We start from the raw sequence: 23,623 nt of genomic DNA, 5'->3' as shown, positions 1-23,623 counted from the left end.
CTACAGCCCCCGGGCCGCGCCTAGCAGCGAGATAGGCCACGTAAGGGGCGAGCCCAGCAGCGGCAATGACAGCCCGAAGCCACGTGTAACGATACTCGTTAACCATACCCATAACAATCTTTATCGCTGTAAACGATGAGCCCCAGAGCAACGTGGTAGTCAGCAGGGCGGCATAGTGGTAAACCCTGCCCCCCGCCAAGACCCGAGACCCCTAGCGGATCTCCCCTAGCACTGAGTCGCGGAGCCGGCGCAGGCAGCCCTCAATAAGCCTCAACCCGCCGCCAGCACTTGCCGCCAGGCAGGATCTGGGCGTAGCATCGCCCGGGAAGCCTAGCAGCTTAGCAGCGCGCTCAACAATAGAGGAGTCAACACCGTCGCTGTAGACCTGGTCACATACGTTGCCAGTGACGCGCAGCACAGCAGCCTCGACAGCGGCGCCGGCAGCGAAGCCAGCAACCCCGCCCAGCTCGAAGCCGAGGTGGTGGACTAGGGTGCCACCAACAGGCTTCTTTGACAGCTGGCTAGCAGCAGAGTAAGCCTCGATAGCCTCTCCAAGACCCGAAAACAGTTTAGCTAAGGGGTCGCCAGCGTTGCATGCGCTGTAGATTAAGGGGACCACGTATCCCCTAGAGGCGAAGCCCAGCGATGCAAGACTATAGCGGAACCAGTCTCCAGCACGGAAACCGTACCTGCCACCCTAGGAGTGCGGGGCACAAGCAGCCTCCCAGACGCAACGCCAGCTGCACGCTCAATGAGTAGCCGGACAACAGTCTCCCAGCCATAAGACTCGACCTCGGTAAGCTCAATCCTGTCCCTACCACCCTTAGCCGGGAACGGCCTAGGCTCAGCTGCTACTATGGAGAGGCTAGCGCCAGCCGCCGCAGCAGCAACAAGCCCAGCGTAAACAGCAAGCCATGCAAGCCCAGAAGGCTCATCCTCCCCGAGCACGACATAGACACGGTCAACACGCCTACTAGAAACCAGTGACGCAGCACCGTAAACCATGTAGGCCAAGGCATCGCCGGGCCCGCCAGTAAACCTCCAACCACCCATAACACCACGCCACGGGACAACACGGTACACGATACGCCGGCAGAGTCGGGGAGAGAGACGGATGCCACACCTCCTAGACATGAAGCCCTCAAGCCCCGAAACAACCTCACTATAACCCGTAGCCCGGGGGAACACGCCAACCTCTGGCCACACAGAATAGATGTCAGCCACGAACACCAACCCAATATTATCAAACACATTATCATCAAGCAATGCGGCAACGGGATCCAAGCCCTCACCACTAGCAGCACCATACACGTACTCTACACGTGGCAGCCGGCGAAACGGACTCCCCATAGCATATAGCACGGCCCCAGGCAACCCCAACACCCGAACCAGCCATCCAGGGCAAACCCTCCCCAGGGAGGCAAAAGACACTAATACACAGGCAGCCAGCCATTCAAACCCGGGGTGTGCGAGTAACACCCCCAAGAGAAAGGCTAATACTACAGCCCAAAGATTCAAGCCAAGATACACGAAAGCCTTATATTCCGTAGAGGGAAGCAAACCAGCAAACACGGCGCCGCCTGCCCGGGAGGAACCCGGCGCGGGGCGGCGCAAGCTCACGATGATCGATACAATTGGGGGCCCAAGCAAACCCGGGGGATGTACCCCCGGGACGCTTGGGCCCGACGGGGGCCCAGGCCCCGCCGCCCACCGGGCCCGGGGCAGACCCGGGCGCCGGGAGCAGCGGGCGGCACCGGGGTGGCCCGGTTCTACGGGCCCGCCTTGCGGCCGTGACTCCGGTTGATCCTGCCGGACCCGACCGCTATCGGGGTGGGACTAAGCCATGGGAGTCGTGCGCCCCCGGATGCGGGGGCGCGGCGGACGGCTGAGTAACACGTGGCTAACCTACCCTCGGGACGGGGATAACCCCGGGAAACTGGGGCTAATCCCCGATAGGCGAGGGGGCCTGGAACGGGTCCCTCGCCGAAAGGGCGCGCGGAGCTTCCCCGCGCGCCGCCCGAGGATGGGGCTGCGGCCCATCAGGTAGTTGGCGGGGTAACGGCCCGCCAAGCCGATAACGGGTAGGGGCCGTGGGAGCGGGACCCCCCAGATGGGCACTGAGACAAGGGCCCAGGCCCTACGGGGCGCACCAGGCGCGAAACCTCCGCAATGCGGGCAACCGTGACGGGGTCACCCCGAGTGCCGCCGATAAGGCGGCTGTTCCCCGCTGTAAGAAGGCGGGGGAGTAAGCGGGGGGCAAGTCTGGTGTCAGCCGCCGCGGTAATACCAGCCCCGCGAGCGGTCGGGATGCTTACTGGGCCTAAAGCGCCCGTAGCCGGCCCGGTAAGTCCCCCCCTAAAGCCCCGGGCTCAACCCGGGGAGTGGGGGGGATACTACCGGGCTAGGGGGCGGGAGAGGCCGAGGGTACTCCCGGGGTAGGGGCGAAATCCGATAATCCCGGGAGGACCACCAGTGGCGAAGGCGCTCGGCTGGAACGCGCCCGACGGTGAGGGGCGAAAGCCGGGGGAGCAAACCGGATTAGATACCCGGGTAGTCCCGGCTGTAAACGATGCGGGCTAGGTGTTGGGCGGGCTTGGAGCCCGCCCAGTGCCGCAGGGAAGCCGTTAAGCCCGCCGCCTGGGGAGTACGGCCGCAAGGCTGAAACTTAAAGGAATTGGCGGGGGAGCACCACAAGGGGTGGAGCCTGCGGCTTAATTGGAGTCAACGCCGGGAATCTTACCGGGGGCGACAGCAGGATGACGGCCAGGCTGACGACCTTGCCCGACGCGCTGAGAGGAGGTGCATGGCCGTCGCCAGCTCGTGCCGTGAGGTGTCCGGTTAAGTCCGGCAACGAGCGAGACCCCCACCCCTAGTTGCTACCCCGGGGGCCACCCCGGGGGCACACTAGGGGGACTGCCGCCGTCCAAGGCGGAGGAAGGAGGGGGCCACGGCAGGTCAGCATGCCCCGAATCCCCCGGGCTGCACGCGGGCTACAATGGCGGGGACAGCGGGATCCGACCCCGAAAGGGGGAGGCAATCCCTTAAACCCCGCCGCAGTTGGGATCGAGGGCTGCAACTCGCCCTCGTGAACGCGGAATCCCTAGTAACCGCGCGTTAGCATCGCGCGGTGAATACGTCCCTGCTCCTTGCACACACCGCCCGTCGCTCCACCCGAGCGGGGGAGGGGTGAGGCCCTGCCCCTGGGGGCAACCCCGGGGGTGGGGTCGAACCCCTCCCCCGCGAGGGGGGAGAAGTCGTAACAAGGTAGCCGTAGGGGAACCTGCGGCTGGATCACCTCCTGTGGCTGCAGGAGGGCCCGCGCCCGGGCCTACCCCGGTTCACCGCTGCACCGGCGCCCGGGGCCCTAGCGGGCCCGGTGGGTGGCCACGCCCCAGGGTCGGCCAGACCGGGCCCTGGACCCCGCCCCTGGGCGGGTCTCACGGCACGGACGCCGCCCGGTGGATGGCTCGGCTCGGGCGCCGACGAAGGGCGCGGCAAGCGGCGATATGCCCGGGGTAGGCGCAGGCAGCCGTGGAACCCGGGATCCCCGAATGGGGCCTCCCGCCACGGGCGAATAGCCCGTGGCGCTCGGGAAACCGCGGGTTATCCCGCGGGAGTACCGAGTGGGAACCCCCCGAACGGAAACATCTTAGTAGGGGGAGGAAAAGAAAGCAACAGCGATCCCCTGAGTAGGGGCGACCGAAAGGGGGAGAGCCCAAACCAATCCTCCGCGGGATAACCGCGGAGGGATGAGGGGTTGCGGCCCCGCGGCTGGGGCTTCGAGCCCCAGCGGGCCGACCCCGGGTAGCCGAAGTGGGCTGGAAAGCCCCGCCGTAGAGGGTGACAGCCCCGTAGGCTAAACCCGGGGGGCCCGCGCCGCGGGGCAGAGTACCACGGCTTGGTTCTGCCGTGGGAAGCTGGGAGTCACCGACTCCCAAGGCTAAATACGTCCCGAGACCGATAGCGAACTAGTACCGTGAGGGAACGCTGAAAAGCACCCCGGAAGGGGGGTGAAAAGAGCCTGAAACCGGGCGGCTAAGCACGGGGCGGCCCGAAAGGGAGGAGGCCCCCCGAAGGAAACCGGCGCGAGCCGGGAGTACGAGGGGGGCGGACCGGGGTCGCCCCGTCCGTCTTGAAACACGGGCCGGGGAGTTCACGGCCGTGGCGAGCCTAAGGGGTTCACCCCCGAAGGCGCAGGGAAACCGACGAGCCCGCAGCCGGGGGTTCACCCCGGCGAGGGGCGGGGTCCGAAAGGGCCCGGAGTCACGGCCGTGAGACCAGAAACCGGGCGATCTAGGCGGGGGCAGGGTGAAGCCGGGCGAAAGCCCGGTGGAGGCCCGAAGGGGTTCTGACGTGCAATTCGTTCCCCTGACCCCCGTCTAGGGGTGAAAGGCCAATCTAGCCCGGTGATAGCTGGTTCCCGCCGAAGTGCCTCGCAGGGCAGCCCCGCCGGAGGCCGGGCCGCGGGGTAGAGCACTGATTGGGGGTGCAGGGGGCGTAATGCCCCCGGCCCCCTATCAAACTCCGAACCCGCGGCCGCCGTAGATGGCGGGAGTGGGGCTCCCCGGGGTAAGCCCGGGGGCCGAGAGGGGAACAACCCAGACCGGGGTTAAGGCCCCCAAGGGCCGGCTAAGTGCCAACGAAAGGGCGTCCTCGGCCTCAGACAGCGGGGAGGTGGGCCTAACAGCAGCCATCCTCTAAGGAGTGCGTAACAGCTCACCCGCCGAGGCCGAGGGCCCCGAAGATATGTCGGGGCTTAAGCCGGCCGCCGAAACCCCGGGGGCGGGCCGCTATGCGGCCCGCATCCGGTAGGCGGGCGTCGGGGCGGCGCAGAAGGCGGGCCGTGAGGCCCGCTGGAGCCGCCCCGAGTGCGGATCCCGGCGGTAGTAACAGCGAAGAGGGGTGAGAATCCCCTCCGCCGGAAAGGGCAAGGGTTCCTCGGCAACGGTCGTCGGCCGAGGGTGAGCCGGCCCTAACCGGGGCCGTAACACGGACCCCGGGAAAGGGAAACGGGTTAATATTCCCGTGCCGCGGGGGTAGGTGCGGCAACGCAAGCCCCGCCTCCGACGCCTCCGGGTAGGCCGACCGGGGGCGGCCGAAGGGCCGCGACCCGGCTAACCGCTGAAGGCCGGGGAGTGCCGTAATGGCGAGAACCGGCCGAAGGCGGGAATGGGGGGCCGTTAGGCCCCTTCGGCCGATCCCGGGGGCCCTTGAAAAGGGGGCGGGGAACGATCCCCCGCGCCCGTACCGAGAACCGACACAGGTGCCCCTGGGTGAGAAGCCCCAGGCGTCTGGGGGGCAACCCGGGCCAGGGAACTCGGCAAATTGGCCCCGTAACTTCGGGAGAAGGGGTGCCCGCGGTCTGGGGGTAGACCCCCTGGACCGCGGGTCGCAGTGCCTAGGGGGGCCTGACTGTTTAATAAAAACATAGGTCCCCGCAAGCCCGAAAGGGTGTGTACGGGGGCCGAATCCTGGCCACTGGCGGTCCGTGAAACCGGGGTTCAACCCGGCGAAGCGCCGCTGAAGGCCGGGAGTAACTCTGACTCTCTTAAGGTAGCCAAATGCCTTGCCGGGTAAGTTCCGGCGCGCATGAATGGATCAACGAGGTCCCCACTGTCCTGGCCCGGGGCCCCGTGAACCCACGGAGCCGGTGCACAGGCCGGCATCCCCCCGCAGGGCGAGAAGACCCCGTGGAGCTTTACCGCAGCCTGGGGTTGCCCTTCGGGCCTGGGTGCGTAGCGTAGGTGGGAGCCGATGAGCCACCCTCTCCGGGGGGTGGGGAGGCGCCAATGAAACACCACCCACCCAGGCCCGGGGGGCTTACCCCCGGCGGGAAGCCGGGGGGACAGCCCCAGGTGGGCGGTTTGGCTGGGCGGCACGCCCGCGAAAAGGTAACACGGGCGCCCAAAGGTCGGCTCAGGCGGGTCAGAGCTCCGCCGTAGAGTGCAAGGGCAAAAGCCGGCCTGACCGGACCCCTAAAAGCAGGGGGTCCGGCCGGGAAACCGCGGCCTAGCGAACGCTCGTGCCCCCCTCGGTGGGGGCCGGGCATGACAGAAAAGTTACCCCGGGGATAACAGAGTCGTCGCGGGCGAGAGCTCCCATCGACCCCGCGGTTTGCTACATCGATGTCGGCTCTTCCCATCCTGGGGGTGCAGCAGCCCCCAAGGGTGGGGCTGCCCGCCCATTAAAGGGGAACGTGAGCTGGGTTTAGACCGTCGTGAGACAGGTCGGACTCTACCCGCGGGGGGTGTGGGCCGCCTGAGGGGAAGGTGCCCCTAGTACGAGAGGAACGGGGCGCCGCGGCCTCTAGTGTACCGGTTGTCCGGCAGGGCAGCGCCGGGTAGCCACGCCGTAGGGGGTAACCGCTGAAAGCATCTAAGCGGGAACCCCTCCCCGAAAAGAGGCGGCCGCCAGCCCGGGGCCACCCGGGCTGGCCCGGGCTCCCGTAGAAGACGGGGTTGATGGGGCGGGGGTGTAAGCCCCGAGGGCCGTTAGGCCCGAGGGGTTCAGCCCGCCGCTCCCAATCGCCCGGATGCCGTGGGGCTTCTCGCCCGGGGGCGGGCCACGCTGGTCATAGGGCTGCGTGGCCCGCCAGGGGTCCAGGGCCCGGGGCCTAGGACCCTGGGGCGTTGTGGCGGGGCCTGGGCCCCCGTCTGAGTGTTGATAGTTACTCCTATGGCGCGCTGTGTACATGTTCTGTGGTTGAGTGTTCGCTCCTTTCCGTGGCTCTGTTGTCTTCTCTTGCTTGGCTGGTGTTGTGTGGTGGTTTGCTGGAAGCTTGTACGGGATCGCATTGGTGAGGAGCTTTCTGGGCGTGAGGGTGTTCTCGTCTATAGGGTTTCTGGCGAGCAGCTTGAGGCGTTGTTGAGAGTTAAGATTGTTGAGGAGGCTATCGAGCTTGCTGAGTCAGGGGATGTTGGCGAGGCTGTTGACCTTGTTGAGGCTCTTCTCGAATGGCTTAGGTTGAAGGGTCATGGGTTGGAGTATGTTCTACGGTCTGCTGAGGAGAAGAGGCGGGTTCGTGGAGGTTTTTCCGGTGGATATGTTGTCGTGTGGCCTGACCGTGATAGCTGTTAGAGCTTGTATGCGTGTGGCCTGCGTAGCTTGAGTAGTGGGAGTTGTCTGCGCGCCTCCTCAAGGGATTCCCTATCTACCTCTATCTGGACTATCTTCTCTCCACGGCCTGCATCGAGGAGTACGAGGCCGTAGGGGTCTGCTACCAGGCTTCTACCTGTAAAGTTGCTATTGTACTGTGAGGCTACCGCTATGTACATTGTGTTTTCGTGCGCCCTTGCCGCAGCGATTATTCGGAGCTGGTCCTCCTTTGCGGGGCCCCGGTACCATGCTGCTGGGACTGCTACTAGCTCCGCTCCCTGCAGGGCATATGTCCTGAATAGCTCTGGGAAGCGTAGGTCGAAGCATACCGCTAGAGCTATGCGAAATCCCTTGATGGTTGCCAGTTTTGCTGGTTCTGCGCCTGGCATAAAATAGTCCGACTCTCGGTAGCCATAGGCGTCAAAGAGGTGTATCTTACGGTATACTGCTAGGAGCTCGCCAGTAGGCGCGATCAGCGCCGCGGTATTGTATGGTTTTCCTCCGGCCTTGCTTTTCTCGTAGAGTGTTGCAACCACGTGGACGCTGTACTCTCTCGCGAGCCTGGCAAAGAAGCCTATCCAGGGCCCTTCGAGGGGCTCTGCTATAGCTGCTATCGCCTCGGGTGGCTGGCCTGTAGGGTCTGCCATGGAGTACTCGGGGACTAGTAGGAGATCCGCCTCGGAGACTATTCTCTCGTAGCGCGAAATGAGCTTTCTTATCCTCTCGAGGCTCTCTTCTTTCGAGTGTGTAGCGCCAAACTGTAGTAGGGCTATGGTGAGTGTTTGCAATGCGTGCCGCCCTCAGCCATGTGTATGTCTTCCCGGGGCTCGGTATGCGTAAATTTCTCCCGCTAGAGCAGCTGTTTACGGTGAAGCTTGGGCTTTGGATGTAGCAGTTCTGGCGGTGCCTCTTGTAGGTGTTGTGGCGGGGTTTGTTGGTACACTGCTAGGTATAGGCGGCGGCGCCATAATGGTGCCTGCCCTGGTTCTTCTCGGCGTCCCGGTAAAAGTTGCTGCACCTGCTAGCCTCGTGGCAATCCTTGGGACGAGCCTGGGTGGTATCCGTAGGCTGTTCCGCCGAGGCCTTGTTGACGTCATGTTGGCTGTTTTCCTCGAGACAGCATCGGGGCTTGGAGCCCTAGTTGGCGTTATAGCTGTTGGCAGGCTTACCGAAGGGTTTCTCCGCGGTCTCCTCGGCATAGTGTTGATAGTTTCAGGGTTTCTCCTCCTCACAACAAGAAGGAAGCTCAGCTCAACCATTGAGGCCTATAGGCGTAGCATTGTTAGGCTTATAGCCTCGTGGATTGTAGCGCTAATGGCTGGATTTGCATCGGCGACTCTTGGCATAGGTGGAGGTGTGTTCAAGGTCCCCGTTCTAGTCTTCATTCTCGGCCTTGGGCTCAAACACGCTGTTGCAACAAGCAAGCTCATGGTCGGAATCACAGCAGCGGTAGGAGTTATAGGTCACTTTATAGCCGGCAGGGTAGACTTTCTCCTAGCGCTACCCCTCCTTGCCGGTACATATACAGGAGCGAGTATCGGGTCAAGAATACTTGTCAAGCTTAGAGTTAAAACGTTGCAAGGCATAGCTGTTGCCTACCATATTGCCATGGGCTTATACATGCTTGTACAAGCTATGAGTAAGGGCTAACATTTTTAGCAAGGTAATTGCTTAGCGGGGAAACGTCCTATTCACAGCCATTAGTTACTCTACAACCGTGTGGGATAAACGGTTGTACTGATGACTGAATAGTTAGCAGCACTACTAGTGATTAATGTTATAAATAAGGCTCTATACTCTAACAACTCAACGAAGCCGGAGTGTGGGAATTTGTCGACAACGCCAGTAAAAGCATTGCTTTCAAACATCACGGCAATAAACGGCGTGAATGCAGCAATAGTACTGCAAAGCGATGGCAAGGTTGTGGACTTCATAGTTAAGAATGGCACAGTAAATATAAATATTAATGTTATAGCTGAAGTAATCGCCAAGCTCTACAATACAGCACTAGAACTATCGAAAACGCTTAGACTTGGAGAGCTAAATATGCTATCCATAGAGTACACTACCGGCTCAGTAGTCATAACCGAGATAGCTGATGGAAAACTCATAGCCGTTGTAGCCAATAAAAGAGCCCTTGTCGGAAGAATTAGGATGGAGATAAAGCGTAGCCAGCGTATGTTTAAGGTGATATTCTAGCTACCGATACAGCCGAGTTCTAAATCCTAACCCCACATTAATGGTAGCTATTCTAGCGTATTAAGTGCTATAGCTATATCTCATTATATCAATAAAACAGCAACAACAATATACTCAGTAACGATAATGTTGTTGTATAGTGGCGTGTTGGCCTCTGGCAAATGGGCTTGTGGGTTACCGCCTTGGTATAATTCATTATTCTTGTTCGTTGTTCATGTTAGGTCCATGTTTCTAGGATGTAATAGCGATATCGTGTAGAGTAGGAGTGGGATCCCCACGAGCATTGAGAGTGAGATGTGGGTAGCTTGGCGCTAGAATTCTCTCGGATAATGCTTCTAGGCTGCCGTAGATCCATTTGTGGAGTACTACCCTAACATGGTACGAGAAGTCGGCGTACCCTAGGAGCTCTGCTATGAGCTCTCCTGTTCTGCCTCCGACTACGCTCTGGACTATCCCGGCTGTGGCGCCTAAGGCTATGTAGTAGCCTACGACGCCCATCCCAGCTCCGTTAGGTCCAAGTAGCCCGAAGACAGAGCCTCTGGGCACTGTGAATGAAGCTCCCCTAACAGCGTGAATTCTCCCGTAATACTTATGTAGGCCCTCAACTACTATGTCGACGGGCATGTCTTCCCTCTAACACTCCTATACAGGACCAACAGGGGGAGCATAGCTGAAACGGTGGGCGGGATTAGGAGGAGCTTGGCATAATACCTTGGCTCCATGGGTGGGTCATAGCCCAGGCTAGCATTGAGTATGTAGAACCATGCCTTGCTATCTACTCTCCTACAGAGTCTGAAGAGGTGGCCACAAGAGTCGTATATGGCTTCTCTTTCCTTGACGCTATAGATTATCGCTTTTTCTAAGCGCGTTATGGTAGTAGTAGCTTCCATCCCTAGCTGAACCTCCAGGGAGTTCAGTGCCTCCTGTCAAGCAGATAGGGGCGGGACAGCCACTACCCTCCTGTAAACCTCCAGTACCATAAGTGAGGTTTAGGAACATAGTCCTCTTCCATCACTCCATACGTAGAAGACCCCCGTGACACCCTCTGGGCTCGTCCACAAATACCTAAGCACAAAGCCGTCACTGGTGCAGCTACTACTCCTAAACCCGTAGATCACGGGCTTTAGCGAAGCGAGGACGATAACAGCTACGAGAGCTAGTATGAGGAATATTGCCCTCCTACTACCCCTAATGTAGAGGAATGCCAGTATCGGAGACGTGGCCACCACAATGAGCGATGACGCCACGCCATATGATAGGGCCTTCGGGATCCCGCCCTCGACAGAGAGAACCCATAACTCGAGCGGCAAGCTTAAGTTACTGCGGTAGCGTTCTCCCCCGGCATAGTCTACCTTGAGCACAAGACTGAGTGTTAGGTTCACCATCTCTCCGGGCCTGGCGTTAGTGGCTGTAACGTTAACTATGATGGCGCCATGGTCCATGGGTGTGCTGAGGCTCCTGGATATTCTCTCAGGGTGGTAAGCAACACTGGAGGACTCTATGAGCCTATGAGACCATAGAGAGGCTGATGAAACCTCAGGGCTAGAGGCGAAAGAGTATAGCAGTAGTATCAGTGTATTCTGGCCCTCCACGAGAGGCTCAGCTATAAGCGTATAATTGAAGGTAAACCCCTCGCCCTGAACTTCTCCATGTAATACCCTAGGCCCATAGACATGGCTGCTTGGATTTGACGCTATGGCAGGAACTGAGGCCGATAGGAGCACGACAATCGTAACAGCGAGAATAGCGTGCTTTAAACCCTAAGTCTGGTCCACCGCCCCATGGCAGTTAGTAAGCTTAACCTACTTAAAATAAATGTGATGGAAGTGAAGCGTTATACGGGATGGAAGAAGCACAGCTTCCAACTCTCTATCATGGATATTCTAGATACGTCTACTCCTTTCCACACTCTCTTGTCAACGGTGGTGGAAGCGGATTAGATGGGAGCATAGTTTCCGATATTTCAGACCCCCGAGTAGATGTTGGGTAATGGTATTCTGTTCATGCCATGTAGTGGAGAGGAGGAGATTGGCGCCGCGGCCGGGATTTGAACCCGGGTCACGGGCTTGACAGGCCCGCATACTGGGCCAGGCTATACTACCGCGGCACCATGTTGTCTCGTTACCTTTGCAGGGCGGGGTTTAATAGTTTTGTGTCTTTATTTATGGGGTGCTTGGGCCTAACTTATAAGTAGGGTTTTGTGGTCTGCGGCGTGGACTGGGTGGGCGCTGTGAGTGTGACGTATGCGACTCTGGGCGAACTAAAGGTTGGCAGCTACATTGTGATCGATGGTGAGCCTTGTCGTATCGTGGAGATGAGTAAGGCTAAGACTGGTAAGCATGGTAGTGCTAAGGCCCACGTGGTGGCGGTTTGCCTCTTCTCGGGGAACAAGAAAACGTTGACTGCGCCAGTTGATGCACGTGTTGAGGTGCCGATTATCGATAAGAGGATTGGCCAGGTTATAGCTGATATGGGTGATATGGTTCAGATAATGGATATGGAGACCTATGAGACCTTCGAGGTTGAGAAGCCCAAGGACGAGGATCTCAAGTCGAAGCTTCAGCCGGGCGTTGAGGTTGAATACTGGGTAGTTATGGGCCGCTATATGATTACTCGAGTCAGAGGCGCGCCAAAGAGCTAACCATGGTTTGGAGGCTTCTTCAATATTTTTGTTGTTTTAGCTAGATTTATAATTTCCTATTGCATGTGTTAGTCCATACTTATTCTTGTGTTATTCGCTATTCTTGTGTAGCCTGGTCCACTGGCGTTATTAGGGCTAGTTCCATGTTTCCCAGTGTCTTATGGGGCTGTAAATGCCTGGGCTTGACGATATCCGCAGGGCTGTCAGCAAACTGTTAAAGCGTAGTGGGCCCTACGAGAACATTGTAAATGAATTCATCCGTGACCTTCAGAGGGCCCTCATCTCAGCTGATGTCAATGTGAGGCTCGTCTTCAACCTCACCAAGCGTATTCGCGAGCGGGCTCTGAAGGAGCAGCCCCCGCCCGGCCTTAGTAGGAGGGAATGGCTAGTTAAGCTCACCTATGATGAGCTTGTGAAACTATTTGGCGGCGAGTATGAGCCAGAGGTTAAGCCGCCCTATACACCCTATGTAATCATGATGGTTGGTGTGCAGGGTAGCGGTAAGACCACAACTGTCGGCAAGCTAGCAAAGTTCTATCGTGGCATGGGCTACCGTGTAGGTGTTGTTGCTGCAGATACCTACCGTCCCGGCGCCTACGAGCAACTTAAACAGCTGGCCGATAGGGCTGGTGCAATGTTCTACGGTGAGCCCGGCTCTAAGGATCCAGTTGGCATCGCCCGAAGGGGGGTTGAGGAGCTCAAGCAGCGTGGCGCAGACATAGTAATCGTCGATACTGCTGGCCGCCACGGCTACGGCGAGGAGGAAGCTCTGTTAGATGAGATGAAGCGTATTGCAGAAGCAATTAAGCCCGATGAGGTCGTACTTGTTATTGACGCTGCCATGGGACAGAAGAGCTACGACTTGGCTAAGAGATTCCATGAAGCCACACCCGTAGGTAGCATCATAGTGACAAAGATGGATGGTACAGCAAAGGGTGGCGGTGCGCTGTCAGCTGTAGCGGCTACGGGTGCTCGGATAAAATTCATCGGTACAGGCGAGGACATTGATGAGATCGAGGTGTTTAGACCCAAGAGGTTTGTAGCGAGACTTCTTGGCATGGGTGATCTAGAGTCACTACTAGAGAAGATTGAGAGACTTAGGGGTGTTGAAGAATTTGAGAAGACCGTTGCCGAGATGATGTCCGGTAAGATAACGTTTAGAACAATCTATAAGCAGTTGCAGCAAGTTACTAAGCTTGGTCCATTCCGGAAAATACTACAAATGATACCCGGTATATCGACTATGCTTGAGAGCCTTGACGAAGCTGCAAGGCTTAGCGAGGAGAAGGTCAAGAAGTGGCTCACAATAATGAACTCTATGACCTATGAAGAGCTTGATAACCCCAACCTATTAGAGGAAAGGAGTAGAGTCAAGAGGATAGCAGTTGGTGCTGGCGTCGAGCCTAGCGAGGTTAGAGAGCTATACAACTACTACAAGTCAGTCAAGAAGATGATGAGACAGCTCAAGAAGAGGAAAGATTTGTTAGAGAGGTTTGCTAGGCTTGGAGGAGTGTAAGGTAACGATATGTTATAATGCTGGCTGCGGAAAAGATTCGCCGCTAGTTGCAGGGCTTGTTGTTGCTGCCTCCCTACTCCTATCCAATAACATCCGTCGCTATGCATGTGCAGACGTAGTATTTGGAGTCCCTATCGGCTCAAGGTGTCTCTGGTATAGATTACGAGCTAGCGGATCTAGAGTTAAAGGGTTTAGAATGGATGAGAGAACAGTTACAGGCATTATGAAGAGGTTGTTGGGCGAGGGAAGATGGCCTGGCACTAGTATATCTAGAATTGAAATGCCCACTAATCACTGTGAAGAATGCGTGTCTGTTGAGGTGTTTCTCTCGCAAAGGAAATGTCCAACTTGCATATCGTTGGAGCCTGTAGAGGGGCTTAGATTTAATGCCTGGTGGCTAGCATCTGCAGTCATGGTAGTGTATGATGACTGGTGTACATAGCGACGGCGTTGAGGCAGTAATAACTGGTATTGCTAGCAAAGCTTTGAGGCTCCTAGAGGAGATTCCTCTTTGTGACAGTTGCCTCGGTAGAATGTTTGGTCTCCTGGGTAGAGGTTTCAGTAATGAAGAGCGTGGAAGGGCCCTAAAGACTCTGCTTGTAATGTCGCTGCATGCACGTATACGCGAAGGCGATGCCGGGGCACGTGAGCAGTTGAGAAGGCTTGCGCCAAATATAGGTGAGCTAGCAGCAAAATTGTATGAAGAGGTTTTCGGGGAAAAGCTGGTTCCTAATCGCTGCTATATTTGCGAGTCGCGGCTGCAAGAGATGATCAGTCTTGCTGTTAAACGTGCAAGGCATATGCTTGAAGGACTGGAGTTTCGTGGGTTTATTGTTGCTGCCCGGGTGAACGATGAGGTTCGGTTTAGGGAGGACGAGGTTAAGAGGAGATTCAGTCTAGAGTATGCCGAGTCCATAGGCTCAGAGGTTAAGAGAGAGGTTGGCAAGAAACTGCAGCAGCTCATAGGCGTTAAGCCGGACTTTGAGAAGCCTGATGTAGTGGTTCTAGTTCACGTTCCTGAAGGCAGAGTTGAGCTACAAGTTATGCCGCTCCTCCTGAGGGGATGGTATTGGAAGCTAGCGCGCCGCGTCTCGCAGTCAGCATGGGTTACCAGGAGGGGAGAGCGCCGCTATCCCTTCAGCGTGGAGGATGGTTTGTTTATACTGGCTGAGGTGTTCGAAGCAGACAACATAGTGATACATGCTTCCGGCCGGGAGGATGCAGATGCACGCATGCTGGGGACAGGGCGGCCATTCATAGTTGAAGCTAAACGGCCTAGGAAGAGGATCTCAGGTCTTGCAGTAGCCGAGGTTGAAGCTAACAGCTATGCTGCAGGCCTTGTCGAGTACAAGCTCTTATCTGAGGCGAGACGCAGCGACGTCGCCTCGATAAAGGGTGAAACACAGCACCGCGCCAAGCTCTACAAGGCACTTGTAGTTGTCGAGCGGCCAATTTCCGAGGATGAGCTGAAGGGGCTTGAGGAAGCATTCCACATGAGGTCCATAATGCAGCGTACCCCGCGGAGGGTTAGACACCGGCGGCCTGACGTGGTCCGCGAGAAGATAGTCTTCAGCGTTAAGACTAGGCAGCTAGCGGATAACGTGTTTGAGGCAATAATCCATGCTGAGGGAGGGCTGTACATAAAGGAGCTTGTGAGCGGTGATGGAGGCGATACCAGGCCGAGCTTCGCCGAGTACTTCTCGGCACGTGCATACTGTGCCGAGCTGGACGTCCTCGGAGTCTTTAGCTAGGAGTCACTCCGTCATGGAAGCTAAGCCTATTTTAGCTAGTTATAGATGCGGGGCGTCGGGGGAGAACAGTGAAGCCGTCCAAAGGCTTTAGGCACCGTACTAGGAAGGTGCTAAAGAAGCACATACGTGAGCGTGGTGCAGTACCACCACTAAGCCTACTAATGTACGAGTACAAGCCGGGCGACAAAGTCTACATAATCATAAATCCATCAGTTATGAAGGGTATGCCGCACAAAAGATATCATGGCAAGGTTGGAACAGTAATCGGTAAGCGTGGAAAGGCATACATTGTCGAGGTTAGGGTGGGCGGTAAGACTAAGATACTCTTCGTGAGACCCGAGCATCTGCGCCCAGTACCGCCGGAGGCTTTAACACCTCCAAAGCGTGAGTAACCCCTAGGAGCGTGCAGCTACGCGATATCAGCTGTATCTGCATTTTATCCCTCCCATGCAATACGGTTAGAGTTGTTAAGACGTGAAGCTGTAGGGTGCTAGTCTTGGTCGAAATAGTTGAGTCGAGATATGTGCCTCTCCCCGTTGCTAAAAAGATACTAGAGCAGCACCGGCGGCTCGTGGAGGAGAATCCTGTTGTTGCACGTGCCTACGATTACCTGGCAAAGTTCTCGAAGTGCGACCCCGATAATGCAGAGGAAGCCTTTCGCCGCATAGTTGAGATAGGCTTTACAGAATTTGCGGCTGCAATCCTTGTAAACATCGTGCCTGTCGATGTTGAGGAGGCGAAGGCCATTCTTGGCGACATTGATGGTGGGTATGAGGAGGAGAAAATAGCTAAGGCCCTAGAGGTTTTGAAGGAATACTGCCCGGTTGAGAGCTAAGCGTCCAGCTAAGGCATTCTCTTTAAATCCTTCACGTCTTGCTCTCTTAGTTTCTGGGTGTACCGGCTACTAGCTGGCATCTAGTATTGTGGAGAGGGTCTAGGAGAATGGCACCTTACGGTAGGGCTGGCAGGAGGGATGCGAGACACCGCGAGTTTAGGCCACGCGAAGACTATGCATATGTACTTGACTTTATGCCTGTAGGCAACCCGGTGGATAGGCATCCGTGGCATAAGAATAGACCCGTAGCTCAGCTTATCGGTGAGAACTTCTTCGTGCTCTTTGATGCCTCGGTGAAGCCTGAGTTCAGCCTCGAGGTTGGTGAGAGGGTAAGCCTTAAGGATGTAGTCGCCGAGCATTATGATAGAGTCAGGAAGCGTAGGCACATGGATCTACACAGGATAGAATATGACGACCTCACAAGCCTTGCTAAAAGTATGTTGCCGAGTATTGTAGAGCAGATTGTACGGAACCGAGAGCAGATATTTGTAGAATTCTTCAACATTGCTGGTCCGATAACGCTTAGGTTTCACAGTCTGGAGCTACTACCCAGCGTCGGCAAGAAGACTGTACTCCGAATCCTTGAGCAGCGCGAGAAAGAGCCTTTCAAGGACTTTGAGGATATAGCTAGCAGGGTTGGTATAGACCCAGTCAAGATCCTTGTTGAGAGAATAGTTGAGGAGTTAAGGGGTGGGCAGCGCTACTACCTCTTCATAGAGCCTCCCCGTAGAGAACTGCAAAGCATTGAGTCTAGACCCATCTTCCTAAACTACCTCGCACTAATCTATAAGCGGCTCTTCGGAAGCGAGAGTAGTGGCGGGGGCTAGGGCTGAGAAGTGTTAAGAGCTAGGCGCGAACTTGGGCAACACTTCCTCGTTGCAAGGTGGGTTGCGAGAATCTTTGCTGGCTGGGCTTGTAGGTTTCGGAGGCTACTTGAGGTAGGTGTTGGCCAGGGATTTCTTACCTCGACGATCCTGCGTAGCTGTAGCGTCGAGATAGCCGGCCTAGAGCTTGATTTGCGGCTCGTAGGCGAGCTTGCCTCAATAAGCTTTTACTTTACAGGGTTCATGCCCGTCATAGCTGATGCTGTGGAGCCTCCGCTAAGACTGGGAGGTGTGGATGCAGTTTATGGAAGTATACCCTACAACATCACGGGGCCGCTGCTCTCGCTACTAGTTGTCGAGGCTAGGAAACCGGCACTGCTGCTTCTCCAGCGAGAGGTTGTTGATCGGCTGGCTGCAAAGCCGGGCACAGCAAGCTATGGCAGGATAACGGTTCTCGTGAGGCTCGTCTACGATGTTAAGCCAGGCCCAGTGGTACCTCCATCAGCTTTCAGGCCTAGGCCAAAGGTGTACTCGAGAATAGTTGAGCTAGTACCCAGGCCTGACGCCCCCAGCCCAGATATGTTGAGGAGGGTTGAGGAGCTTACCAAGTGCATGTTCTCAGAGAGGAATAAGAGAGCTGCAAAGGTCGCAGCTAAATGCATTGGAATCGAGCTAAGTAAAATTGAGGGTCTTGTTGGCAGAGATATAAGAGTCTATCAGCTGGAGCCGGAGAAGTTTATCCAGCTGCTGGACTCCCAGAATGGGTAGGAGCCGTGATAAGGCCCGGCTATAGCTGCCAGCTCCGAGTCACAAGTAACTGCCCACCGCTCGGGGACCTTGTTCTCTCATGCTGCGAGAATGTGTATGAGCCTGCTGAGGATACCTGGCTAGCCCTAGACATTCTAGAGAAGACGCTTGTAAGCAACGGGTATAGTATTGTTCTGGATGTTGGCTGTGGTACAGGCGTACTTGGAGTATATACTGCAGCGAAAACTAAAACCTATACGGTGCTCATAGACGTTAATCCTTGTGCGACATATTGTGCAAAGACTAATACTGAGAGACTAGGCCTCAGCGCGTATGTTGACATAGTCCAGTGTGATAATGCTACGTGTATCCGGCGGCTAGGGACGAGAACACTAGCCGTCTATAATACGCCGTACCTACCCGTAGAAGAGTACGATGAACTATTGGGTCTTGCATGGAGTGGGGGTCTACGTGAAGCGCAGAGGATTGTGGATATTGCTGGGGAATGGGCGAGCTGCATCATACTGGTATACTCGTCGCTTAGCGGTGATGATAGGGAGTTGGTTGGAAAGCTTAGGGATAGGGGGTTTGGTGTTGAGAGATACAAAATACACTTCTTCTTCGAGGACATAGTGGGTGTTAGGGCTTGCAGAGTCTTGGCCCGCCAAGGGTGAGGCTGGTAGTTGTCGGTGTTGAGGGCGAGATTAACCTAGGCTTTATAGCTAGGCTTGCTGCCAACTTTGCAATAGACGAGTTCTACCTTGTATCGCCGGTTGCGAGCCCTGAAAGCAGTGAGGCTAGGCGATTTGCCGCCAATGGAGTCTACATGCTGGATCGTGTAATAGTGGTTGATAGTCTTGAAGAGGCGTTGAAGGGTGTGGATCTAGCGGTATGTACGAGTGCAAAGATAGGCCAGGCGTCGGATGTGCTTCGCCACGCTGTCACCCCCCGCGAGTTCGCCGAGGAGATAGCGCCACGCTATGAGAGTGTTGCAGTCGTGTTTGGGAGGGAAAGTGTAGGACTAACAAGGGATGAACTGGCAAAATGCCACCTTCTAGTCCACATACCAGCTAACCCAAACTATCCCGTCCTAAACCTAAGCCACGCAGTAGCAATACTCCTCTACGAACTCTACAACACGCGGCGCGGAGAAAAACAACTTCACGAGCCAGCCCGCGGCGAGACACTGGAACGAATATACGAGCACCTATCATGGCTCGCCGAGAAGCTCGTCGACAGGGAGAGAGTTAGCCAGGTCAAGGCGGCACTTAAGCACATACTGTGGCGCTGCAGTATTACGGGTGGAGAGGCATCAATGCTATACTATTTTGCTAAGAAGCTGAGAAAGCGGCTTGAAGCGTGCTAGGCATGAGGGAGCTGCAGCATTGGTTAAGCTACTACTCACAACCAATCCGGGTATAGAGGATATCGCTGCACACGAAGCAGAAGCCAAGATCTCAGCTAGGCTCCTAGAGGCTAGAGACGGCTTTGGCAGGCTATACGTGGAAGTAGATGAGGATATGCTAGAATTCGTCGAGGAGATGAGATCCATACACCGCGCTGTGATAGTGCTCGCAGAATCCAATGTTTGCCCGGCACGGAGCTGTCTAGAGAAGGTCTACGAGATAGTTAAAGGTAGTGGGGTTGACTTCTACGTTACGCCGTGGACAAGCTTTGCAGTAAGGGCTGAAAGAGCAGGCACGCACGAGTACACATCACTAGACATAGCAAGGGTTGCAGGCGATGCCGTGATAGACGCTGTGAAAAGCAGGTATGGTGTGAGACCGCCAGTTGACCTGGACTATCCAGCAGTGGTGGTTGCTGTCGAGGTTATAGAGGACAATATCATGGTTGGTATAGATATTGGCGGCGAACTATCCTGGCACCGCAGAGGCTACAGGATATACGACCACCCGGCAGCGTTGAAGCCAACACTAGCCTATGCAATGCTTCTCCTCTCCGGTGCAGCTGATGGCGATACCGTGATGGACCCCATGTGTGGTGGGGGAACCATAGCTATAGAGGCGGCATACATCTTCGAAGACTCAAGAATCATATGTATGGATAAGAGTAGAAGACATATCGAGGGCGCAGTACTAAATGCTAGGGCAGCAATGGTTGAGAAGAGGATAGAGTTTATCGTCGGCGATGCGACCAAGCTGCGGAGGTATGTATCGTCTGTTGATGTGCTTGTCTCTAACCCGCCCTACGGGATAAGAGCTCGGCAGCCCGAGGGAGGTTAGGGGGCTCTATGCCAGGTTTATAGGGGAGGCTGTGGAGGTTGTGCAGAAGTCCATGACACTGATAACCACCGAGCATGGCTTTGTCGAGAAGCTACTGGGCGAGTACGGCTGGAGGGTAACGCATAAGAGGAGGGTTGCTCACGGAAACCTATACCCCTTCATAATAGTTGCAAGGCCCTAGGGGGCGCGTATAGCATTTAACCCTACCAGGATACACAAACGGCTCTCATGGGGTGGCGTAGCCTATGCCGCAGAAGCCAGCACGCTGCTACACCAAGAGAAGGTCGAAGGCATTCTCAGGGCCTCCATACACTAGAAAGGAGTATATACATGGTGTGCCACCGCCAAAAATACAGAAGTTCGTCATGGGCAATCCGCATGGCGACTATGACTATATAGTAGAAGTCTATGTCACCGAACGCGGTCAGATAAGGCATAACGCGCTGGAGGCGGCACGTGTAGCTGTGCACAAGTATCTCTCAACAACGATTGGCGACCAGAACTACTTCTTCAGGGTCAGGGTGTACCCCCACCATGTGTTGCGCGAGAACAAGATGATGGCGTTCGCTGGTGCTGACCGTCTACAGGAGGGTATGAGGCAGGCCTTTGGCAAGCCTGTTGGCACAGCTGCAAGAGTCTATCCCGGCCAGGCTGTGCTAGAGGTGCGGGTCAAGAAGGAACACTTAGACCATGCAAAGGAGGCACTAAGGCGTGGCGCCTCAAAGCTTCCACTACCATCCCGTATCCGTGTCATACCGTTAAAGGAGGAGGCTAAGGCGGCTGCATAACAGTGAGCAGAAGCTCTGACTGTGTAAGAATAGTTGATGGTTATCTCTTCGATTTTTCCAAACTCATAGAGCATGTCCGGAGGTATGGCTACAAGAGGCTTCTCCTCGAAGCACCTCCTGGCATGTTGCACCTCTCCGAAAAACTCTCCAGCATCATAGCTGAATGTTTAGGGGAGGACATCGAGGTAATCATCCGCCTCGAGCCAGTTTACGGGTCTTGTAGCACATCGTTACAACTCCTCAGTCAAGGATTTGTGGACGCCATAGTACACATAGGCCACGACGAGTACCCCTACCCCCTCTGTATGGGTAGCCGATGCCTCTACACCACACCGCCAAGAGTATTCTATGTTGAGGGTGAGTATGTTGGTGCTGACTTCTCCAGTCTTGCAACGCGGATCGTCGAAACCGTAAAAGCCCCAACGCTAGCCATAGGCTTCCCAGCCCAGCACAAGAGGCTCGGTATACGTGTTGCAGAGCTCCTAGCGAAGTGGGGGGTCAAGGTTAAGGCGGCAGCTAGGATTCTCGGCTGCTACTACCAGCCACTAGTGAGGAGCAATGCGGACGCCTATGTTGTTATTGCCGGTGGCTACTTCCACGCCATAGGTTTAGCACTGGCCCTAGAGGCTTCAAAGCCTGTCTACCGTGCCGATCCATATACCGGGACTGTGGAGAATGTAACGGGTACTGCGAGGCGCTGGCTTGCAAAACGATACTGGGTGATAAGACAAGCGATGAGTGCAGATAGGTTTGGGGTAATAGTAGGCTTGCTTCCCGGCCAGTATAGGCCTGGCGTCGTTGAGGCAGTCACGAAGCTCCTCCGAAGAGCTGGCAAAAGCTATAGGCTGCTATACAGTGAGAGGCTTAGCAGGGAATACCTTGACAATCTCTCGCCAGACGACTACGATGCCTTCATAGTAACGTCTTGTCCCAGGCTTGCAATAGAGGATCTTGGTGACTACTGGAAGCCCGTACTAACGCCGGGAGAAGCGTTTGTAGCTATCACGGGTAGGCTGGAGAGGTACCGTTTCCCCTGGTAGAGGGTGAGGTAGCATTAAGGAGCTACCAAGACTCTCAAGGATAGTGATTACCCTAGAGAGATATGTGCCAGAATTTACGCGGCCTAAACGCGAGCTCGAACAATATAGGACTCCGCCCGAACTAGCAGCTAGAATGGCAATAATGGCTCAGGGTTGTGGAATTGTGGTTGACCTGGGCACTGGAACTGGTATGATAGCTTTTGCCTCTTCACTAATTCTAGGCTCCTATAGCATAGGCATCGATATTGATGAACGACAGCTAGTGGAGACTGTCCACTCTCAGCTCTATGGGGTGCTCCTAGTAGACTTTGTCCAGGCGTATGCGAGGCACCTTCCTCTCCGAAGGGCTAGTTACTGTGTGCTCCAGAATCCACCCTTCGGGGTACATCGTAAGGGGGCTGATGTAGAGTTTCTACGTACAGCATCAATGCTTGGCGCCGAGCTTATAGTTTCGATACACAAGGATGTTGAGGGTGCATTAGGATTCCTTGAGGCTAGGCTTAAAGAGCTAGGTTATAGAATCGTGGTTGTTGAGCATCACGTCTTCCCCATCCGTGCTACCTATTAAACGCATGTCAAGAAGGTGCACCGTGTACCGGTTATTATACTCGCATCAGTAAGAGCAAATGGTGGCTAGGAGGAGGTAAGTTGCCGGGATGACTGCTTTGGCACCAATAGCGGAGCTTAGGGGACGCAGGGTCTTCCCCGGCGAGCCGCTATGCACTATTGAAGAGTTTCTGCCTGGTGACGGTGTCTACGTCGATGATGGCGTTATAAGGGCTGCAAGGTTCGGCCAGGTCGAGATAGACTTTGCTAACCGCCGCATAAGTGTCAAGCCGGTAACCGGTAAGCCTAGGCTACCTAGGAGGAATAGTGTTGTGTACGGTGTAGCTATTGGCGCACCACGCGAGGAACTAATGCTTGTAAAAATATTTGCTGATGAGAGGCTAGTACCCTACAACGGTAGTTTCACCGGCATACTCCACATACTACAGGCTAGTGATTCGCCGCAGCAAAGAAGCATATACGACTATGTAAAGCCAGGTGACATTCTCAGAGCGACAAGCCTATCCCCAGCACCGGTCTACGTACTCTCCATAAAGAGGCCGCAGGATGGTGTCATAATGGCGTTCTGCTCGGTTTGCGGAGCACCCCTACACCGTGTACCAGGGTCAAACAAGCTCGTATGCCTACGTTGCGGCAATGAAGAGCAGAGGAAGGTCTCACCCCTCTACGTGCTAACTGTTAGACGTAAGAGGTAGGAGGGGCCTAGGGGGTGTAGCTTGGCTTGCCAAGGGTTATAAAGAGGAAGCTTTACACGATAAACCTGCCGCCGGGAATCCCCCTGGAGAAGATCTACGAGAAAGTCTCGTCAGCTTTCAAGGCAGGCTATGCAGAAATCAGTATCCAAGGAAACAAGCTATTCCTTGAAGTGGTCGGTACCGAGTACGAGATCAAGGACACATGGTATCGTGTACGTCAAGCAGTCTCCGAGCTTTGGGAGCTATATCGACTCTCAAAGGGCATGGAGGCCAGCATAGAGGCCCTTGTGAGAGAAGTTGGTCGCACATTTCCGCCAGAGTCACTAGTATATGCGTTAAGGCTACGCGGCTACAAGGCTGAACTCAGCGACGACAAGTCAAGAATAACAACTAATGCGCCGCTAGATGTTGTTGTAGAAGTTGCTAGAACCATAGCGGAGGTCATTGACGAGCTTAGGTTTAGGGTTAAAGGTACGGCAGCTAAGAGGATGATAGCAGCACTAGCAGCAGGCCTGCAAGAACCCGCTGAAAAGGTTATAGAGTATGGGCTTCGCAGCCGTGTACTCGAAGAAACAGAGGAGGGTATCGAACTCCGGGAGGAATGGCGCCGCGGGCTACGTAAGATAGCGGTACTTCTTAAGGGGGCTGAGGCTCCACTAGACCAGCTAGGTGAGTAGCAGGC

At 55.7% G+C, this 23,623-nt stretch carries 26 protein-coding genes, 1 tRNA gene and 2 rRNA genes; 22 read left to right on the top strand and 7 right to left on the bottom strand.

Annotated features, from left to right (window positions below; all coding sequences use genetic code 11):
* Window positions 1-211: 211 nt before the first annotated feature.
* Window positions 212-619, bottom strand: coding sequence for a hypothetical protein (locus HBUT_RS08755; RefSeq protein ID WP_048061599.1), 408 nt, complete (start codon window positions 617-619; stop codon window positions 212-214).
* Window positions 607-1,374 (bottom strand): hypothetical protein, encoded by a 768-nt coding sequence (locus HBUT_RS08750; RefSeq protein ID WP_048061598.1) that lies wholly within the window; start codon window positions 1,372-1,374, stop codon window positions 607-609. The genes HBUT_RS08755 and HBUT_RS08750 overlap by 13 nt, the downstream gene beginning before the upstream one ends.
* Window positions 1,375-1,793: 419 nt before the next feature.
* Here HBUT_RS08750 and HBUT_RS08745 point away from each other — a divergent pair.
* From HBUT_RS08745 to HBUT_RS08735, 3 genes are all read left to right on the top strand, one after another.
* Window positions 1,794-3,300: ribosomal RNA gene (locus HBUT_RS08745) — 16S ribosomal RNA — on the top strand.
* A 134-nt stretch (window positions 3,301-3,434) separates the two neighbouring features.
* Window positions 3,435-6,544: ribosomal RNA gene (locus HBUT_RS08740) — 23S ribosomal RNA — on the top strand.
* Together the 16S and 23S rRNA genes form the textbook arrangement of a ribosomal RNA operon.
* Before the next feature lie 215 nt (window positions 6,545-6,759).
* On the top strand, window positions 6,760-7,077 hold the full coding sequence (locus HBUT_RS08735) for a nucleoside triphosphate pyrophosphohydrolase (protein ID WP_048061597.1): 318 nt from the start codon (window positions 6,760-6,762) through the stop codon (window positions 7,075-7,077).
* On the opposite strand, the gene HBUT_RS08730 is transcribed toward HBUT_RS08735, so the two are convergent.
* Window positions 7,074-7,883, bottom strand: a complete 810-nt coding sequence (locus tag HBUT_RS08730) for a carbon-nitrogen hydrolase family protein (protein ID WP_011822800.1) — start codon at window positions 7,881-7,883, stop codon at window positions 7,074-7,076. The genes HBUT_RS08735 and HBUT_RS08730 overlap by 4 nt on opposite strands.
* A 94-nt stretch (window positions 7,884-7,977) precedes the next feature.
* Between HBUT_RS08730 and HBUT_RS08725 the strand changes: the two genes are divergently transcribed.
* Window positions 7,978-8,745: a sulfite exporter TauE/SafE family protein gene (locus HBUT_RS08725; RefSeq protein WP_011822799.1), complete on the top strand. Its 768-nt coding sequence runs from the start codon at window positions 7,978-7,980 to the stop codon at window positions 8,743-8,745.
* A gap of 180 nt (window positions 8,746-8,925) precedes the next feature.
* A complete protein-coding gene (locus tag HBUT_RS08720) occupies window positions 8,926-9,294 on the top strand; it encodes a roadblock/LC7 domain-containing protein (protein WP_011822798.1) in 369 nt (122 codons plus the stop codon).
* Window positions 9,295-9,525: 231 nt separating this feature from the next.
* On the opposite strand, the gene HBUT_RS10115 is transcribed toward HBUT_RS08720, so the two are convergent.
* From HBUT_RS10115 to HBUT_RS08700, 4 genes are all read right to left on the bottom strand, one after another.
* Window positions 9,526-9,918 carry a hypothetical protein gene (locus HBUT_RS10115; RefSeq protein WP_011822797.1) on the bottom strand — a complete coding sequence of 131 codons (393 nt, stop codon included), beginning with the start codon at window positions 9,916-9,918 and terminating at the stop codon, window positions 9,526-9,528.
* Window positions 9,903-10,184 (bottom strand): hypothetical protein, encoded by a 282-nt coding sequence (locus HBUT_RS08710; protein WP_048061596.1) that lies wholly within the window; start codon window positions 10,182-10,184, stop codon window positions 9,903-9,905. The genes HBUT_RS10115 and HBUT_RS08710 overlap by 16 nt, the downstream gene beginning before the upstream one ends.
* A gap of 99 nt (window positions 10,185-10,283) precedes the next feature.
* A complete protein-coding gene (locus tag HBUT_RS08705; RefSeq protein WP_153801443.1) occupies window positions 10,284-10,886 on the bottom strand; it encodes a hypothetical protein in 603 nt (200 codons plus the stop codon).
* A 437-nt stretch (window positions 10,887-11,323) separates the two neighbouring features.
* Window positions 11,324-11,401 (bottom strand) — tRNA-Asp (locus HBUT_RS08700).
* Window positions 11,402-11,524: 123 nt separating this feature from the next.
* Between HBUT_RS08700 and HBUT_RS08695 the strand changes: the two genes are divergently transcribed.
* From HBUT_RS08695 to HBUT_RS08625, 17 genes are all read left to right on the top strand, one after another.
* The gene (locus HBUT_RS08695) at window positions 11,525-11,935 is read left to right on the top strand and encodes a translation initiation factor IF-5A (RefSeq protein ID WP_011822795.1); all 411 of its coding nucleotides are present in this window, start codon (window positions 11,525-11,527) and stop codon (window positions 11,933-11,935) included.
* A gap of 172 nt (window positions 11,936-12,107) precedes the next feature.
* Complete coding sequence (locus HBUT_RS08690) at window positions 12,108-13,451, top strand: signal recognition particle protein Srp54 (RefSeq protein WP_011822794.1); 1,344 nt, start codon at window positions 12,108-12,110, stop codon at window positions 13,449-13,451.
* Window positions 13,438-13,893, top strand: coding sequence for an RNA methyltransferase (locus tag HBUT_RS09670; RefSeq protein WP_153801442.1), 456 nt, complete (start codon window positions 13,438-13,440; stop codon window positions 13,891-13,893). The genes HBUT_RS08690 and HBUT_RS09670 overlap by 14 nt, the downstream gene beginning before the upstream one ends.
* Entirely contained in the window at window positions 13,877-15,202 is a 1,326-nt protein-coding gene (locus HBUT_RS08685) for a tRNA pseudouridine(54/55) synthase Pus10 (protein WP_011822793.1), read from the top strand. The genes HBUT_RS09670 and HBUT_RS08685 overlap by 17 nt, the downstream gene beginning before the upstream one ends.
* Window positions 15,203-15,270: 68 nt before the next feature.
* Window positions 15,271-15,594 carry a 50S ribosomal protein L21e gene (locus tag HBUT_RS08680; RefSeq protein WP_011822792.1) on the top strand — a complete coding sequence of 108 codons (324 nt, stop codon included), beginning with the start codon at window positions 15,271-15,273 and terminating at the stop codon, window positions 15,592-15,594.
* Window positions 15,595-15,698: 104 nt separating this feature from the next.
* A complete protein-coding gene (locus tag HBUT_RS08675; protein ID WP_011822791.1) occupies window positions 15,699-16,037 on the top strand; it encodes a DNA-directed RNA polymerase subunit F in 339 nt (112 codons plus the stop codon).
* A gap of 107 nt (window positions 16,038-16,144) precedes the next feature.
* Entirely contained in the window at window positions 16,145-16,864 is a 720-nt protein-coding gene (locus HBUT_RS08670; protein WP_011822790.1) for a DUF655 domain-containing protein, read from the top strand.
* A gap of 9 nt (window positions 16,865-16,873) precedes the next feature.
* The gene (rsmA, locus tag HBUT_RS08665; protein ID WP_011822789.1) at window positions 16,874-17,629 is read left to right on the top strand and encodes a 16S rRNA (adenine(1518)-N(6)/adenine(1519)-N(6))-dimethyltransferase RsmA; all 756 of its coding nucleotides are present in this window, start codon (window positions 16,874-16,876) and stop codon (window positions 17,627-17,629) included.
* Window positions 17,630-17,634: 5 nt separating this feature from the next.
* Window positions 17,635-18,282 (top strand): methyltransferase, encoded by a 648-nt coding sequence (locus HBUT_RS08660; RefSeq protein ID WP_011822788.1) that lies wholly within the window; start codon window positions 17,635-17,637, stop codon window positions 18,280-18,282.
* Window positions 18,255-18,974: an RNA methyltransferase gene (locus tag HBUT_RS08655; RefSeq protein WP_011822787.1), complete on the top strand. Its 720-nt coding sequence runs from the start codon at window positions 18,255-18,257 to the stop codon at window positions 18,972-18,974. The genes HBUT_RS08660 and HBUT_RS08655 overlap by 28 nt, the downstream gene beginning before the upstream one ends.
* Window positions 18,961-19,851: a THUMP domain-containing protein gene (locus HBUT_RS08650; RefSeq protein ID WP_011822786.1), complete on the top strand. Its 891-nt coding sequence runs from the start codon at window positions 18,961-18,963 to the stop codon at window positions 19,849-19,851. Before HBUT_RS08655 ends, HBUT_RS08650 begins: the two co-directional genes overlap by 14 nt.
* A gap of 40 nt (window positions 19,852-19,891) precedes the next feature.
* Window positions 19,892-20,032: a hypothetical protein gene (locus HBUT_RS09665; RefSeq protein WP_153801441.1), complete on the top strand. Its 141-nt coding sequence runs from the start codon at window positions 19,892-19,894 to the stop codon at window positions 20,030-20,032.
* Between the two features lie 64 nt (window positions 20,033-20,096).
* Window positions 20,097-20,639 (top strand): 50S ribosomal protein L16, encoded by a 543-nt coding sequence (locus HBUT_RS08645; protein WP_011822785.1) that lies wholly within the window; start codon window positions 20,097-20,099, stop codon window positions 20,637-20,639.
* 2 nt (window positions 20,640-20,641) lie between these two features.
* Window positions 20,642-21,679 carry a 2-(3-amino-3-carboxypropyl)histidine synthase subunit 1/2 gene (locus HBUT_RS08640; protein ID WP_011822784.1) on the top strand — a complete coding sequence of 346 codons (1,038 nt, stop codon included), beginning with the start codon at window positions 20,642-20,644 and terminating at the stop codon, window positions 21,677-21,679.
* A 163-nt stretch (window positions 21,680-21,842) separates the two neighbouring features.
* Window positions 21,843-22,247, top strand: coding sequence for an METTL5 family protein (locus tag HBUT_RS08635; RefSeq protein ID WP_011822783.1), 405 nt, complete (start codon window positions 21,843-21,845; stop codon window positions 22,245-22,247).
* Between the two features lie 88 nt (window positions 22,248-22,335).
* On the top strand, window positions 22,336-22,941 hold the full coding sequence (locus HBUT_RS08630; protein WP_048061594.1) for an exosome complex RNA-binding protein Csl4: 606 nt from the start codon (window positions 22,336-22,338) through the stop codon (window positions 22,939-22,941).
* 26 nt (window positions 22,942-22,967) lie between these two features.
* Entirely contained in the window at window positions 22,968-23,618 is a 651-nt protein-coding gene (locus HBUT_RS08625; protein WP_011822781.1) for a DUF2067 family protein, read from the top strand.
* The last annotated feature ends 5 nt before the right edge of the window (window positions 23,619-23,623 follow it).

Origin of the sequence: Hyperthermus butylicus DSM 5456 (assembly GCF_000015145.1) — an archaeon.
In the GTDB taxonomy this organism is placed as follows: domain Archaea; phylum Thermoproteota; class Thermoprotei_A; order Sulfolobales; family Pyrodictiaceae; genus Hyperthermus; species Hyperthermus butylicus.
Note: the sequence above shows the minus strand (reverse complement) of the source record. Positions and strands in the feature narration are given on the sequence as shown.